The organism is Rhizomicrobium sp. (assembly GCA_037200045.1).
In the GTDB taxonomy this organism is placed as follows: Bacteria; Pseudomonadota; Alphaproteobacteria; order Micropepsales; family Micropepsaceae; genus Rhizomicrobium.
On record JBBCHM010000001.1, the window covers coordinates 2,947,197 to 2,961,546 of the forward strand.

14 protein-coding genes are annotated in these 14,350 nt (G+C 66.9%); 4 read left to right on the plus strand and 10 right to left on the minus strand.

Translation table 11 applies throughout. The features are described 5' to 3' along the window. Positions 1-14: 14 nt before the first annotated feature. The 4 genes from WDM86_14510 to WDM86_14525 are packed head-to-tail and all read right to left on the minus strand — an operon-like array spanning position 15 to position 3,907. Positions 15-881, minus strand: coding sequence for a CopD family protein (locus WDM86_14510; GenBank protein ID MEI9991244.1), 867 nt, complete (start codon positions 879-881; stop codon positions 15-17). Beyond that, on the minus strand, positions 878-1,231 hold the full coding sequence (locus WDM86_14515) for a copper resistance protein CopC (protein MEI9991245.1): 354 nt from the start codon (positions 1,229-1,231) through the stop codon (positions 878-880). The genes WDM86_14510 and WDM86_14515 overlap by 4 nt, the downstream gene beginning before the upstream one ends. Next, positions 1,221-3,494 (minus strand): TonB-dependent receptor, encoded by a 2,274-nt coding sequence (locus tag WDM86_14520; GenBank protein ID MEI9991246.1) that lies wholly within the window; start codon positions 3,492-3,494, stop codon positions 1,221-1,223. Before WDM86_14520 ends, WDM86_14515 begins: the two co-directional genes overlap by 11 nt. 56 nt (positions 3,495-3,550) lie before the next feature. Further along, entirely contained in the window at positions 3,551-3,907 is a 357-nt protein-coding gene (locus tag WDM86_14525; protein ID MEI9991247.1) for a hypothetical protein, read from the minus strand. A 149-nt stretch (positions 3,908-4,056) separates the two neighbouring features. On the opposite strand from WDM86_14525, the gene WDM86_14530 reads away from it, so the two are divergent. The 4 genes from WDM86_14530 to WDM86_14545 are packed head-to-tail and all read left to right on the plus strand — an operon-like array spanning position 4,057 to position 7,815. Beyond that, complete coding sequence (locus WDM86_14530) at positions 4,057-4,212, plus strand: hypothetical protein (protein MEI9991248.1); 156 nt, start codon at positions 4,057-4,059, stop codon at positions 4,210-4,212. A gap of 52 nt (positions 4,213-4,264) precedes the next feature. Beyond that, positions 4,265-5,713, plus strand: coding sequence for an alpha-L-fucosidase (locus WDM86_14535; protein MEI9991249.1), 1,449 nt, complete (start codon positions 4,265-4,267; stop codon positions 5,711-5,713). Positions 5,714-5,764: 51 nt separating this feature from the next. After that, positions 5,765-7,027, plus strand: a complete 1,263-nt coding sequence (locus WDM86_14540; GenBank protein ID MEI9991250.1) for an LLM class flavin-dependent oxidoreductase — start codon at positions 5,765-5,767, stop codon at positions 7,025-7,027. Between the two features lie 5 nt (positions 7,028-7,032). Continuing rightward, the gene (locus tag WDM86_14545) at positions 7,033-7,815 is read left to right on the plus strand and encodes an alpha/beta fold hydrolase (protein ID MEI9991251.1); all 783 of its coding nucleotides are present in this window, start codon (positions 7,033-7,035) and stop codon (positions 7,813-7,815) included. Between the two features lie 3 nt (positions 7,816-7,818). On the opposite strand, the gene WDM86_14550 is transcribed toward WDM86_14545, so the two are convergent. From WDM86_14550 to WDM86_14575, 6 genes are all read right to left on the minus strand, one after another. After that, complete coding sequence (locus WDM86_14550) at positions 7,819-9,090, minus strand: HWE histidine kinase domain-containing protein (GenBank protein ID MEI9991252.1); 1,272 nt, start codon at positions 9,088-9,090, stop codon at positions 7,819-7,821. Between the two features lie 465 nt (positions 9,091-9,555). Continuing rightward, positions 9,556-10,152, minus strand: coding sequence for an LUD domain-containing protein (locus WDM86_14555; GenBank protein ID MEI9991253.1), 597 nt, complete (start codon positions 10,150-10,152; stop codon positions 9,556-9,558). Next, positions 10,149-11,558 (minus strand): lactate utilization protein B, encoded by a 1,410-nt coding sequence (locus WDM86_14560; GenBank protein ID MEI9991254.1) that lies wholly within the window; start codon positions 11,556-11,558, stop codon positions 10,149-10,151. Before WDM86_14560 ends, WDM86_14555 begins: the two co-directional genes overlap by 4 nt. Continuing rightward, entirely contained in the window at positions 11,555-12,319 is a 765-nt protein-coding gene (locus tag WDM86_14565) for a (Fe-S)-binding protein (protein ID MEI9991255.1), read from the minus strand. The genes WDM86_14560 and WDM86_14565 overlap by 4 nt, the downstream gene beginning before the upstream one ends. Further along, positions 12,316-13,200: a lysophospholipid acyltransferase family protein gene (locus tag WDM86_14570; protein MEI9991256.1), complete on the minus strand. Its 885-nt coding sequence runs from the start codon at positions 13,198-13,200 to the stop codon at positions 12,316-12,318. Before WDM86_14570 ends, WDM86_14565 begins: the two co-directional genes overlap by 4 nt. Positions 13,201-13,312: 112 nt before the next feature. After that, positions 13,313-14,281, minus strand: a complete 969-nt coding sequence (locus WDM86_14575; protein ID MEI9991257.1) for an alpha/beta hydrolase — start codon at positions 14,279-14,281, stop codon at positions 13,313-13,315. Positions 14,282-14,350 lie beyond the last annotated feature (69 nt).

Below are 14,350 nucleotides of genomic sequence, written 5' to 3' on the forward strand. Positions count from 1 at the left end.
CTAATTGCGAGTCCTCACATCTGCATCGGCGCGGTCAGGCCGAGGATGCCCACGATCATCAGGATCAGCAGGGCCGCGCCGAGTTCGGCGAGCACGGTGAGCGGGATCGTGTCCCGGGCCTCCCGGTCGCCGCGCGCCAGCGCCGGCAGCACGCCGAAGCGGTTGGTCAGCGCCAGCGCCACCATCAGACCCGCGAGCACGATCTTGACCGCGAGCCAGGTCACATAGGTGCCCGACCACGCCATGCCCGGCATGTCGAGGATGAAGACGGCATTGGCGGTGCCCGCCGCGATCAGCACCGCGACCGAGACCACGCCCCAGCGGGAGAACATCGTGAGCAGCGCCACCAGCCGCGCGGTGTCGCGGATGCGCGGCACGATCTGCGGCATGATGACGACCAGTCCGCCGATCCAGAATCCAGCCGCCAGCAGATGCAGCGCGTCGATGGCCGCGCCCAGATATCCACTTTGCGGCGAGCCGGCCGACGCGGCGTGGCTGGTGAGCCCGAGCCCGGCGAGCGCGAGGCCGGCGACCACGGCTTTCAGCGCGTATCCGCCGCCGCGCAGGCAGAGCAGGGCGAGGCCGATCAGCGGCACCACGCGCGCGAGAAAGACATGGCCGTAGAAACTATGCGCGATCACCGTGGCGGCAACGGAGGGCTCGAATCCGGCGGCGGCATCGCCGGTCATCTCGCCGCCCACGAAGCAGAGCCACAGAATGGCGCTGGCCGGCGTCGCCCAGGCGGCCGCCATCAACGTCTTGCGCAGATGCTCGTCGGTCACCCCGATCCGGCGCGCCTGGGCGAGCAGGGCGCTGGCGCCGAACACCGTCGTCAGGCTCGCGAAATGGATCGCGCGGACGAGCGCGAAAAGCAGCGTCACGGAGACCCGACGAGGAAGTCGTACTTGCCTTCGGAAAGGTGCGTGTCGATCGAGACCGCGCGCCAGATCACTTCATAGTGGCCGGGCTTCAGCGGTTTCAGCGGCACGCGCATCGTGCGGCCGTCGGCGACGGACGGGCCCGCGTCGACGACATGGTCCTTTTCGTCGGTCACGACGATGCTGCTGAAGGTCGGCTCGAGATCGCCGGTGAAATGCATCACCACCTCAGCCGGGCCGGCGGTCAGGTTCGCGCCCGCCGCCGGCGTCGCGTCGGTCAGGTAGGTGTGCGCCGAGGCCGGAACGGCCGACAGCATGAGCGCGAAGGCGAAAGCCGATGTTCTACTGCGCATAGTGGATATCCACGAGAAAGCTGCGTTGCGGGAAGGGATGGAAGATAAAGTATTTGTCGTTGGCGAGATTGTCGATTCCGGCCGACGTGGTCCAGTTGTCGTCCACGCGGTATTGCACGCGGGTGTCGAACACAAGATAGCCGTCGAAGCCCTGGAAGGTGTGCGACACCGGATCGGAGTTGTCGATGGTGCCGAAGGAGCGGTCGCTGTAGCGCGCCGCCACAGTGAAGGCGAGCCGCTCGTCGGGTCGATACGTCGCCACGGCCTCGCCACGCCAGCGCGGCAGCTGCGGGATGACCTTGTTGATCGCGGCGTGGAATGCCGGATCGCTGGTGATGCGGCCGTCCACGTAGGTGACGCTGCCGGAAAGCTCAAGCCCGTCGATCAGCACGTCGTTCTGGTCGGCGACCAGCTCGACACCGCGGGCGCGGGTGTGCGGCACGTTCTGCACATAGCTGTACAGCGTGGTCGAGCCCGGCACGAGCGGCGCGGACTGCGACAGCAGGGCGTTGCCGATGTCCTCCTGGAATAGCGATAGCCGGATGCGCCCATCCTCCGCCGTGCGCTCGGCTGCCAGCTCATAGGAGTTGGCGTGTTCGGGCTTGAGGTTCGGATTTGGCACGGTGAGTTGCGTGCCGGTCGTGACCGCCTGATAAAGCTCCGTCACCGTCGGCATGCGATAGGCCGAGCCCCAGGAAGCGCTCACCGTCCACGGTTCCGCCACCCGCCAGGCCAGCGACGCCTTGGGCGAGAAATAGCTCCCCGAGAGCTTGGGCTGTACCGTATTCAGCGGCGGCGCGGCGGAGAAATTGATCCCGTCATAGGCGCGCCAGTCCTCGTACCGCCCGCCGACAATCGCCTTCAGGCCCGGCGCGAAGGACCAGATGTCCTGTATCCAGAGCGCGTTCGTTGCCGTGCGGCCCTGCGCCTTGGTGGCGAGCGATGCGGGGGCGCCGGTGATCCAGTCGGTCGTGTTGAACTTGAGCTGCCTGAAGGTCTCGGCATCACGATGGGCGCCGAAGCTGAGTTCATTGTCGACCCAGCCGGTCCACACGCCCTTGGCATCGAGCGTGTACCAGCCGGTGCCGTTCAGCCGGTTGATCGTGCCCATGCCGCCTGTCCGGGCCGCCGGCAAAGCCACCGAAGGCACGCGCTGGTTGTCGTCGAGATAATTGTAGTCGCTGACGACGAACTCCCAGGCGAAGTCGCCCTTGTCGCCCGATTTGAGCGAGACGGCCTGCGCCAGATGGGTCTGGTTCCAGTCATAGACGTTGTTGGAGAAGCTGCTCGCGCCGATGTTGTAGGTCTGGCCGTAGATGTTCGTGCTGCCGGAGAACACGGGCAGGCCGGCGGCGGTGTGCAGATAGGTCTCCGCGGTCGCGTCATCCGCCTGATGGAAGACGCTTACGGTGTAGGTGAGCTGCATCTGCCAGGGCAGGTCATAGGCGAGCTTCAGCGTATCGGTGTCCTGCACCTGATGCTCGATCCCACCGGCGCCGATGACGACGATGGGCGTTGCCGTGCGGTTCAGATCGTCGAACGCGCCGGCCGCCGGCGTGCCCATCGTACTGTTGCCGACCGGGCGGGTGAGCGTGACATAGGCCAGCGGCTGGCCGGTGGACTCCAGATGATTGGCCGACAGCCGCCAGGAGAAATCGCCGTCGCGGTCGCCGATGCCGGCGGCGAGCTGCCAGGTGCCGTAGGTATGCTCGGTGCTGTATTGGCTGAAAGGCTGCACCGCGCCCAGCGCATCGCCATTGATCTCCAGGCGATCGGGCATCCGGGTCGTGATGTTGAGCACCGCGCCGATCGAGTTGCCGGCATACTCCGCGGCGAACGGGCCGTAGAGGATGTCGATGGACGAGATGTCCTCCGGCGCCGCCACCCCGAAATGCGGCGAGGCCGAGGTGTTGTTGTTGCCGATGGGCGAGGAGATCAGGATGCCGTCGACGAAGATCAGCGTGCGCGCCGAGGCGCCGACGCCGGAGGTGCGGGTCGCGATCGGATCCTGGGTGTCGCCATAGTGGCGCTTCCGCACCACCAGCGATGGCGTGTATTTGAGCATGTCCTCGGTATTGACTGCGTTGACCTGCTCGCGCGCCTTCAGCGCCGTAACATGCTCGATGCTGTTGGGCTGTTCGCCGGCGGTCCGCTCGCCGGTTACGACGACGGTCTCGATGGTGGCGGCCAAGGCGGTCGCCGGAAGAAACGGTACGATGCCGAACGCCGCAAGGGCGCCGGTGCGCAAAATTGAAGAAGACATGGATGTCTCCGGAATGAATTGGAAAGCCGTCCGCGCGGACGGGGCTTACGCATCACTCAGGAGAAGAACGGCGGCGCGCGCGGCGCGTTGGGGCGATGGAAGGCGCGCGCCTGCAGAGGCCCGGCGCGCCCGGCGAATGCAACGGACGGGATCGCGGAAACGGCCGGCGCGGCGAAACCCGCGACCTGCGGCGGCGCCAGCGGGGCCGCGGCGGCGAAGGCGCAGGGCGCATGGCTATGCTCGCGGGCGGGATCGCCGGGCTGCTTGCCCCCGTCATGAACGCCGTCGACCGAGCAGATGACGAAGGGCGCCCCGGCCGCGGCCGGCATCCAGCCGTCCGGCAAGAGCGCGCGCAGCACCATCGCGCAGAGCGCGAGGCTGATGGCGGCCGAGCGGGAAAACGGCAGGCGCATGGGACCCTCGGTGGCCGTTATCGCGGGTTCGTGCATTTTCGGTCAAGCGTGCGCGGCGCCGCATGGGTGAACGGCGGATGAACGCGCCCTTCAGGGCCGGTTTCACCGCGCCGGCGCAAGCTCCTCTCATCGATTGAGGGAGGACTTCCATGCTTCGCCAACAGAGACTGAGCCCACGGCCCGCCGCGCACCGCGCCGGCCCCGACATGGCGCTCGCCACCACCATCGTGTTCTTCGGCGTCTTCCCGGCGGTGATGGCCGCGGGGCTGATCCTGGTGCAGGTGCTCGCGGCGCTCGCGCGCTGAACGTTCCGGTGCGGTACCGTTGAGCGGCGCGACCCGGCTGGTAAGGTCGGGCATGGCCTACGAACCGACGCTCGACTCGCTCAATGCGCACCCGGTGCCGCAATGGTTCGAGGACGCCAAGTTCGGCATCTTCATCCACTGGGGACTGTTCTCGATCCCGGCCTTCGCGACGAAGTCCGGATCGATCGCCGAATCGTTCCGCAACAATTACGACATTGCCGTCGCCCAGACGCCCTATTGCGAATGGTACTGGAACGCGATCAAGGTGCCCGAAAGCGACAGCGCGAAATTCCACGCCGCGACCTACAACAACGTGCCTTACGAAAATTTCCGCGCCGGATTCCTCGAAGGGCTGGAGCGGTGGAAGCCGGCCGACTGGGCCGAGGCCTTCGCCGATGCCGGCGCGAAATATGTCGTCCTCGTCGCCAAGCATCATGACGGCTTCTGCCTGTGGCCGTCCGCCGTCGACAATCCGCACCAGAAGGATTGGACGAGCCCGCGCGACATCGTCGGCGAGCTGGCCGACGCGGTGCGGGCCGAGGGCCTTCGCTTCGGCGTCTATTATTCCGGCGGCATCGACTGGAGCTTCAACCGCGAGCCGCTGCGCACGCTGGCCGATTTCATGGGTTCGACGCCGGGCGGCAACTATCCCGCCTATGCCGACGCGCAGACGCGCGAGTTGATCGACCGCTACCGGCCCTCGATCGTGTGGAACGACATCTCCTGGCCGACGCCGCTCGACGACGAGCTGAAGCTGTTCGCCGACTACTACAATGCGGTGCCGGAGGGCGTGGTGAACGACCGCTGGCTGCCGATGACGCCGGAACGCGAGGGCCTGCGCGATCCGGCGGTGCGCCGCGGCATCGACGCGATGCTCAAGGAGCGCCTGGCGAAGGAGACGACCAAGGGCATCATCCCGCAATTACCGCCGCATTGCGATTTCCGCACGCCGGAATACGCCGCGTTCGACGCGATCTCCGAGAAGAAATGGGAAGCCACGCGCGGCATGAGCCATTCCTTCGGCTACAACCGCAACGACACGGAGGCCGACTACGAAAGCGTCGAGTCGCTGGTGACGAGTTTCATCGATGCGGTGGCGAAGAACGGCAATCTGCTGCTCAACGTCGGGCCGCGCGGCGTCGATGCTCGGATTCCGGCGGAGCAGCTTTCGCGCCTGAAAGGCTTCGGCGCCTGGCTGCGCGCCAATGGCGACGGCATCTACGGCACGCGCCCCTGGACGCGGTTCGACGGCAAGACGGCGGATGGCACACAAGTCCGCTTCGCGCAGAAGCCGGGCGCCTTGTACATGCATCTGCTCGGCACGCCGCCGGGAACCGAAATCCTGGTCGAAGGCGACGACCTGCCGGACGCGACCCAGGCGATCGAACTCGCGACCGGCGCTGCCGCTACGGCACGTCGCGTCGCGGGCGGTTTGCGGCTGACGCTACCGGCGCCGCTCGCGTCCGCGCCGGCGCATGGATTCAAATTGCCAGCCCTCTGACTTTTCGTCAGGATCGCGCCAACCGAAATAAAAAATACCGGGAGGCGTACAATGAAATTCACCTGGTTCAACCTCATGCCCTGGCCCTATCTGCCGGACGATTTCCGGGAGAAGAACCGTTCGGTCTGGGTCGATATCGACCAGCGCCTGTTCGATCCGGTGAAGAGCCACGAGGTCTACAACACCTATCTCGATCTCTTGGAATACGCCGCCGATGTCGGCTTCGACGCGGTCGGCTGCAACGAGCATCACCAGAACGGCTACGGCATCATGCCGTCGCCCAACATCATCGCCGCGGCGCTGGCGCGGCGGACCAAGGACACGGCCCTCGTCGTGCTGGGCAATTCCATCGCGCTCTACAATCCGCCGGTCCGCGTCGCCGAGGAGTTCGCGATGCTCGACTGCATCTCGGGCGGCCGTCTGGTGGCGGGCTTTCCGGTCGGCACCTCGATGGACACCAATTTCTGCTACGGCCAGATCCCGGCGCTGACCCGCGAGAAGTACGAGGAAGCGCACGATCTCATCATCAAGGCATGGACGACGCGCGACCCCTTCGCCTTCAACGGCCGCTACACCAAACTGCGCCATGTGAACATCTGGCCGCGCCCGATCCAGCAGCCGCATCCGCCGATCCACATCCCCGGCGGCGGCAGCGTCGAGACCTATGATTTCTGCATCGACAACACCTATTCCTATTCCTACCTGTCGTTCAGCGGCTATATCCGCGGCAAGGCCCTGCTCGATGGCTATTGGCGGCGGGTGGAGGAGCGCGGCGTGCCCGACAGATCGCCCTACCGCGCCGGCTTCGCCCAGACGATCTGCGTCGCCGACACCGACGCCGAGGCCGAACGTCTGTACAAGGAGCATATAGACTATTTCTACAATCGCTGCCTGCACGTCCATGGCGGCTTCGCCGACGCGCCGGGCTACCGCACGATCAAGACGATCCAGACCGGCGCCCTGTCGCAATACGCCCCGCCGACCGGTTATTCCAAGCTGACCTGGAAGGATCTGATCGAGCAGGGCCATGTCGTCGCCGGCTCGCCCGAGACGGTGCGCCAGCGGCTGGAGGAGCTCGCCAAATCGCTGCATGTCGGCAATCTGTTCTGCCTCCTGCATGTGGGGAACATGCCGAAGGAGAAGTGCATGTACTCGACCAAGCTGTTCGCCGAGAAGGTGATGCCGAAGCTGCGCAACGTGTTCCCGGAATACGCGGACGACGACCGCTTCTGGTGCCACCCGATCAAACAGGTGAAACCCGGCAACCTGCCGAGCGAGAAGGCGGCGCTCGAATCCGTCGGCGCGGCGCGGTGACCGCAATGCCCCTCGAGCTCAAAACCGTCGCCACGCCGCATGTTCCCGTCCGCTATCTCGAAGGCGGCTCCGGCGCGCCGCTCGTCTTCCTGCACGGCGCCGGCGGGGCGCTGGCGAACGATGCGTTCCTGAACAGGCTCGCGGAGAAATATCACGTCTACGCGCCGCTCTTGCCCGGCTATGGCGACAGCGAGGAATGTCACGAGCTGCGCGATATGCTCGACTTCACGCTGCATGGCTGGGACGTGGTCGAGGCGCTCGGCCTGACGGATCCGATCCTGGTCGGCCATTCGATGGGCGGCATGATCGCGGCCGAGATGGCGGCGGTGGCGCCGCACGACGTGACGCGGCTGGCGCTGATCTGTCCGGCCGGATTGTGGCTCGACGCCCATCCGATCCCCGATATCTTCGCGACGCTGCCCTATGAGATGCCCAAGCTCCTGTTCCACGATGTCGAGGCGGGCACCAGGCTGCTGACCGCGGGCCTGTCCTTCGGCGATCCGAAGTTCCTGCAGACCTATCTCGTCACCAATGCGCGCCAGCTCGGCATGGCGGGCAAGATCCTGTTTCCGATTCCGGAGCGCGGGCTCGCCACGCGCCTCTATCGCATCAAGGCCAAGACGGTGCTGATCTGGGGCGACAGCGACAAGCTGATCCCGCCGGCCTATGCGCACGGCTTCAAGAAGGGCATCGCCGGCGCGGAGCTGGTCTCGATCCCCGAAGCCGGCCACATGGTGACGCTGGAGAAGACCGAGCAGGTCGTGCAGGCCATCGGGCGCGTGGCGTAGGGCCTATTCGATGTCCGCCGGCACCGGCGGCGCGGCCGGCAGCGTGAACGCGATGCGGCAGACGAAGCCCTCGGGCGGATAGTCCATCGTCACCTGGCCGTTCTGCTCGCGCGACGGAATGAACGCGATCACCCGCGCGCCATAGCCGTCGCGTTCCGGCCGCTTCGGCGGCGGCCCGCCGGTTTCCCTCCACACCATCTCGACCCGGCCGCCGTTTTCGTTCGCCGTCACCGTCCAGCGGAAATCGACGCGGCCCTCCGGCCGGGAGAGCGCGCCGTGCTTGATCGCGTTGGTGGTGAGCTCGTGCACGCCGAGCGCCAGGCTTCCGCCCGTCGTCTGGTTGAGCGCGAGGTCGGGTCCCTCGAAGGTGAGCCGCGCCGATTCGGTCTCGAGGAACGGCGCCAGCGTCGCGGCCACGATCTCCCTGGCGTTGATCGTCGTGTAGTTGCCGGCCAGCGCCAGATCCCCGGCCGCGCTCAAGGCATGCAGGCGGCCGATCAGCTTCTTCTGATAGGCATCGACATTCGCATCCGCGTCGCGCGGCCGCGAGCTCTTCACCAGCGAATCGATGATCGTCATCAGGTTCTTCAGCCGGTGGCGCGCCTCGCCCACGATCATGTCGCGCTGCTCGCCGCTGAGCTTGCGCTCGTGCACGTCGGTGAGGGTGGATATCCACTCCTCGACCTCGCCCTTTTCGTCGAGCAGCGGCACGGCGCGCATCAGGTGCCAGCGCCAGTCGCCGCTCGCCGGATCCTTGAGGCGGATCTCGGCGCGCTGCACCGTCACGTCCTTGTAGGGGCCGGGCGGCCGCAGCTTGGCATGATCCTCGGGATGGACCGCGGCGAGCCAGTTGGTGCCCGCATAGCCGGGCCAGCTCATGCCGGTCAGCCTTTCGAGGTCGGGATGCGGCCGCTCGATGCGTCCGCGATCGTCCGACACCGTCACCGCCGCGGCGGTGGCCGACAGCAGGCGGCGATAGCGCACGCCCCAGCGCCGGCTTTCGCGGAAGAAAACCCGAAGCACGAGCGCGACCAGCGTCTGCGCCGCGGCGGCGGCGGCGAACAGCCACAGATCGGCGCCGGAAATAAGCCGCGCCGCCGCGATCAGGCTGGCCGCATAGGCGAGGATCGCCAGTTCGACGCCGCCGAAAACGCCGGCGATCATCAGCGCCGGGAAGAAGAACAGCGCCCCCCAAGGGCCGCCCGCGAGCCAGGCCGCGAGCATCGCGAACGCCAGAAAGACCGCCGTGATCAGCAGGCGCGCCGGGCGGGACAATCCGCCGTCAAGGCGGGGGACGGAACGCGATGTCGTGCCCAGGACGCTCGCCGAAAAGCGATCCCGCAGCCCGGTCCAGGCCCCTCGAAATATCGTTTGCACGTGAAAAAGTCCCCGGCCCAACTGCCTTCTTGGAACTGGCGACATGCCACGGACCGCGGGGGCGCCCGATGCCGCTCCCATGATCGGATGATAGCGTAATCCTGGCGGGCTTAAGCAAGCCCTGGCGAGAAAGAGGCCGGCCGGGTCGGCGGGTTCCCAACTTGACTTTATGTCAGTGGAGGCAAGCCGTCCGGCAAACGACAATCCGGGAAATGTCAGGGAGGCCGATTACGATCTCGTCATTCGCGACGGTACGGTTGTGGACGGACGCGGTCCCCTGCGCGACGAAGGCTCGCCCGCGATCGGGAAAGTTTTGCCGAATATCTCAACGCGGCGGAAAGCAAGCCGCGCGATATCGCGGCGCTATGAGCGCACCACCAGCACCGCCAGCGCCTTCGGGCCGTGCGCGCCCACCTCCATCGTCTGCTCGATGTCGCCGGTGCGCGAGGGGCCGCTGACCAGGTTGAGGGTGGAGGGCAGGCCGTTCTGCAACGCGGCCAGCACGTCTTCCAGTTCGGCGACGACCGAGGAAGCGCGCAGGATCGCGATCTCCAGCACCGGCCGGAAATGCCACGACGCCGGGGCCCCCTTGCCCGAAGGGTAAGCGAGCGTGCCGGTCTCGGCGATGGCGAAGGGCGCCAGCGTCACCGCGGCGTCGAACTGGCCGGGCGGCTCGCGCCTGATCTCGACATTCGGCAGGTCGAGCGACGCCAATTCCGAATCCGGCGCGATGTGGACCATCGGCGCCATGTTGCGGCCGCGCAGGATGTCGGCGATGGCGGCGGGGACGTCGGCCATGTTGTCCAGCAGGCGAACGTCGGCGTATTGCGCCGAGAGCGTCTTCGCGAAGGCCTCGACCGGATCGCTCTCGGTCGGCGGCGCGCGATAGACGGTGGGCTTCGGGGTCCGCGCAAGCTGCCGCGCACGGATCGATTCGAGGATTTCATCGCGCGCGCTCATTTGCGCGCCCGCCATTGCTGCTGGAACGTCGTGCCTTGCGGCACGGGAAAATCGCGCACCGCGAACCAGCCGTTGCGGATCGGCACCACCCGCACGCTGCCGCCACGGCCCAGCATCTTCAGAACCCGCGCCGCGATGGATGCCCCGAGGCGATAGAGCGCCGGCCGCTTGGCCGCGAAGGCCCACAGCGCCAGGCCGCGCGTGATCGCCTTGGGCGCGAGCCCTTGCCCGTACTCGACGGCGCGCCAGTGGCGCATGATCCTCGGCAGCGGGATCATCACCGGGCAGACCTCGGCGCAGCGGCCGCAGAAGGTCGAGGCGTTGGCGTGATGCGCCGCGTTCGCCACGCCCATCGTGCCGGGGTTCAGCGCCGCGCCGATCGGCCCCATATAGGTCGCGCCATAGGCATGACCGCCGATCGCGCCATAGATCGGGCAGTGATTGATGCAGGCGCTGCAACGGATGCAGCGCAGCACGTCCTGCGCCTCGGTGCCGATCAGCCGGGAGCGGCCGTTGTCGACCAGCACGACATGGAAGTTCTCCGGCCCGTCGGTTTCGCCCGGCCCGCGCGGCCCCGCCATGACGCTGACATAGGTCGAGATCGCCTGGCCGGTCGCCGAGCGCGGCAACAGGCGCAGCAGCACCGCCACGTCGTTCATGTCGGCGACGACCTTCTCGATGCCGGTCACGACGATATGGGTTTTGGGCAGCAGCCGCGTCAGATCGCCATTGCCCTCATTGGTGACGATGATCGCCGCGCCCTCCTTGGCGCTCAGGAAATTGGCGCCCGTGATGCCGGCATCGGCGGCCTCGAAGCGGCGGCGCAGCACCGCGCGCGCCTCCTGCACCAGCGCATTGCGTTCCTGAAGCGAGCGCGCCGGATCGAGGTCCTTGTGCGCGGCGAAGAATGTCTCGGCCACCTGCTCCTTGGAAAGATGAAAAGCCGGCGCGATGATGTGGCTGGGCGGTTCGTCGCGAAGCTGGATGATGTATTCGCCGAGGTCGGTCTCGACCGGCTCGATGCCGTTGGCTTCGAGGAAGGGATTGAGGCGGATCTCCTCCGTCACCATCGACTTGCCCTTGGTGACGGTCTTGGCGCCGACATCCTGCAGGATCGCGAGGATCAAGCGCCGCGCCTCGGCCGCGTCGCGCGCCCAATGCACCGTGCCGCCCCGCGCATTGACGCTTTGCTCGAACGTGACCAGCAACTCGTCCAGATGCGTCACCGCATAGTCGCGGATCGCCTTGCCGGCCGCGCGCAGGCTCTCGAAGTCGCCATAGCGGTGCACCGCGAAGGCGCGTCCGGCGCCGAAATGCGTCTTGAGCCGGCCGAGCGCGGGGCGAAGCTGAGGGTCGGCCAGCGCCGCCCGCGCATTCGCGACGAAGGCTTTGGGATCGACGTTCACGGCTCGCCCAGCGCCTTGCCGTCGCCCATGCCGGCCAGCACTTCGGCGACGTGGCGCACCTCCAGCGTCTTGCCCTGCCGCGCCATCCGGCCCTTCAGGTGCAGCAGGCAGCCCAGATCGCCGCCTAGCAGCGCCGCCGCGCCGGTGTTGCAGGCATCGGCGATCTTGTCGTCGGCCATGCGCTCGGAGATGTCGGGATATTTCACGCTGAACAGTCCGCCGAAGCCGCAGCACACTTGCGGATCGGTCAGTTCGTCGATCGCCAGCCCGTTCACCGTCGAGAGCAGCGCGCGCGGCTCCGCCTTCACGCCCATCTCGCGCAGCGAGGAACAGGAATCGTGATAGCAGACGCGCCGGGCGTAGTCCGCCGTCACGCCGGTCACGCCGCGCACCCTCACCAGGAACGACAGCAGCTCATGCGTCTTGGCGCTGAGCGCGCGGGCGCGGGGCAGCCAGGCCGGGTCCTTCTCGAACATCTCGGGATAGTGCCGCTTGATCATCCCGCCGCAGGAGCCGGACGGCGCCACGACATGGTCGAAGCCATCGAAGGCGGCGATCACGTTGCGCGCGATCTCTATCGCGTCGCGGTCGGCGCCGGCGTTCCACGCCGGCTGGCCGCAGCAGGTCTGCGCCGCCGGCACCTCGACGTCGCAACCGGCCTGTTCCAGCAGCTTCACCGCGGCGAAGCCGATTTGCGGCCGCACCAGATCGACGAGGCAGGTGACGAAAAGACCGACCCGGGGCCGCGCATCCACGGTCATGGCGCCGGCGCGCGCTTGGGGCGCTTCACCCGCTTGCGCGGCAGCTTCGCCGGCACGGCCTCGCCCAGCGAATAGGTGATCTCTTTCAGCATATCCATCACGGTCTGGCGGTCGTTGATCCCGGCGATGCGTTCATAGGGCAGCACGTCGCCCAGCCGGACATACACCTCGCTGCCGATGCGGTCATGGACTTCCTTGAACAGCAGCGACAGGCGCAGCGTCATGCTGATATGGCTCGCGAGCTGGAACAGCCGGCTGTTCTGCCCGGCGAAATAGACCGGCGCCACCGCCGCCTTGGCCTGGGCGATCAGCCGCGCCGTCAGGTTCTTCCATTCGGTGTCGACGGCGCGCTTGTGCCAGATGGTCGGCGTGGTGGAGACGCCGCCGGCCGGAAACACCACCAGGCAGCCGCCCTTCATCAGATGGTTCTTGGCCTCGGCCCGGGTGCGCAGATTGGTCTTCAGCGCCTCCTCGGTCTCGGCGAAATCGACCGGCAGGAGGAAGCTCTTCACTTCATCGGCGCGCAGCAGCACCGCATTGGTCAGCACCCGGAAATCCTTGCGCACCTTCGATACGATCGAACAGATGATGAGCCCGTCCAGCACGCCGAAGGGATGATTGGCCACGACCACCAGCGGGCCGGTGCGCGGCCATTGCGCCAGCGTGTCCGCGTTGTAGCGGACATGGAGCTCGAGCTTGCGGATCGCCGCGTCCCAGAAATCCTCGCCCGGCACCGGGTTGGCGCGGTTGTCCTCGTAGAGCCATTTCAGATAGGGCTGGCCGGTGATGCGCTCCACCAGCCGGATGAAGAACCGCTTCAGCCGCGGATCGGCCGGATCGGCATAGGAGAAGGTGTCGATATCGGCGGGCGATTCAGCCATCGGATAATTTTGTCACGGGCGGCGGACGCAGGCTACAGCCCGAAGCGGGTGGATTTTGGGCGGTTCCGTCCGGTTTTCGCTGCACCGCGGCATGCCGTCGGCCGAAGCGGCTCTACCCGAACCGCCGCTTCAGCCAATCCACCATGATCGCGTTCAGCTCGTCGGGATGTTCCTGCTGGGTCCAGTGGCCGCAATCCTTGATCAGCGCCTTCTCCAGGTCGGGCACATACTGCTCCATGCCTTCGGCCATCGCGGGCGAGAGCACGATGTCGTCCTCCGCCATGACCATCAGGCTCGGCATCGGGACATGCTGCGCGAGGTCGGCGCTGCGCTCCCAGTTGCGGGTGAAATTGCGGTACCAGTTGATGCCGCCGGTGAAGCCGGTGCGCGTGAAGGTGTCGACGAAATACTTCAATTCCTCGGCGTTCAGGAGCAGCGTGCCGCCGTTCCAGCTCGCCTCGTCGGCCTCCAGCGCCTTGACGAGGGCGAGGTTGCGCTGTCCGGCCGGCAGCTTGGCGTAGTCCGCCGCCTTCATCGCCGATTTGCGCATGAAGAAGCGGAACGTCTTGCCGACATCCTTGGCCAGCGCGGCGTCGGCGAGGCCGGGCTGCTGGAAATAGACGATATACATGTCCTCGCCGAACACCGCGCGCATCATCGCGATCGGGTCCATCGGCCCGCGCCGCAGGAACGGCGTGTTGACGCCGATGACGCCGCGCACGCGGGCCGGATGCAGCAGCGGCATGCTCCACACCACCATCCCGCCCCAGTCATGGCCGCAGAACACCGCGTCCTTGAGGCCGAGCGCGTCGAGCAGTCCCACCAGGTCGCCGGTCAGGTGCTCCATGTCGTAGTCGGCGACGGCTTCGGGGCGCGACGTGCGGCCATAGCCGCGCTGGTCCGGCGCGATGGCGCGAAAGCCCGCCGCCGCCAGCGCCGGCAATTGATGGCGCCAGGAATAGGCGAGTTCGGGAAAGCCGTGGCACAGCACGACCGGCACGCCGTCCTTCGGCCCGGCCTCGTAGACCGCCATGTCGATGCCGTTGGTCTTGACGATGGTGGGTTCGGGAAAGGTTGGCATGAACGTCTCCTCTGTTGTTCTTTGAACCTTGCTGTCATGGCCCGCGAATGCGGGCCATCCAGGTGACGC

Excerpts from the sequence above, each read along its gene's own strand:
- WDM86_14515 (MEI9991245.1), bottom strand. The coding sequence starts at position 1,231 with ATGCGCAGTAGAACATCGGCTTTCGCCTTCGCGCTCATGCTGTCGGCC.
- WDM86_14520 (MEI9991246.1), bottom strand. The coding sequence starts at position 3,494 with ATGTCTTCTTCAATTTTGCGCACCGGCGCCCTTGCGGCGTTCGGCATC.
- WDM86_14525 (MEI9991247.1), bottom strand. The coding sequence starts at position 3,907 with ATGCGCCTGCCGTTTTCCCGCTCGGCCGCCATCAGCCTCGCGCTCTGC.
- WDM86_14530 (MEI9991248.1), top strand. The coding sequence starts at position 4,057 with ATGCTTCGCCAACAGAGACTGAGCCCACGGCCCGCCGCGCACCGCGCC.
- WDM86_14535 (MEI9991249.1), top strand. The coding sequence starts at position 4,265 with ATGGCCTACGAACCGACGCTCGACTCGCTCAATGCGCACCCGGTGCCG.
- WDM86_14540 (MEI9991250.1), top strand. The coding sequence starts at position 5,765 with ATGAAATTCACCTGGTTCAACCTCATGCCCTGGCCCTATCTGCCGGAC.
- WDM86_14545 (MEI9991251.1), top strand. The coding sequence starts at position 7,033 with ATGCCCCTCGAGCTCAAAACCGTCGCCACGCCGCATGTTCCCGTCCGC.
- WDM86_14555 (MEI9991253.1), bottom strand. The coding sequence starts at position 10,152 with ATGAGCGCGCGCGATGAAATCCTCGAATCGATCCGTGCGCGGCAGCTT.
- WDM86_14565 (MEI9991255.1), bottom strand. The coding sequence starts at position 12,319 with ATGACCGTGGATGCGCGGCCCCGGGTCGGTCTTTTCGTCACCTGCCTC.
- WDM86_14570 (MEI9991256.1), bottom strand. The coding sequence starts at position 13,200 with ATGGCTGAATCGCCCGCCGATATCGACACCTTCTCCTATGCCGATCCG.
- WDM86_14575 (MEI9991257.1), bottom strand. The coding sequence starts at position 14,281 with ATGCCAACCTTTCCCGAACCCACCATCGTCAAGACCAACGGCATCGAC.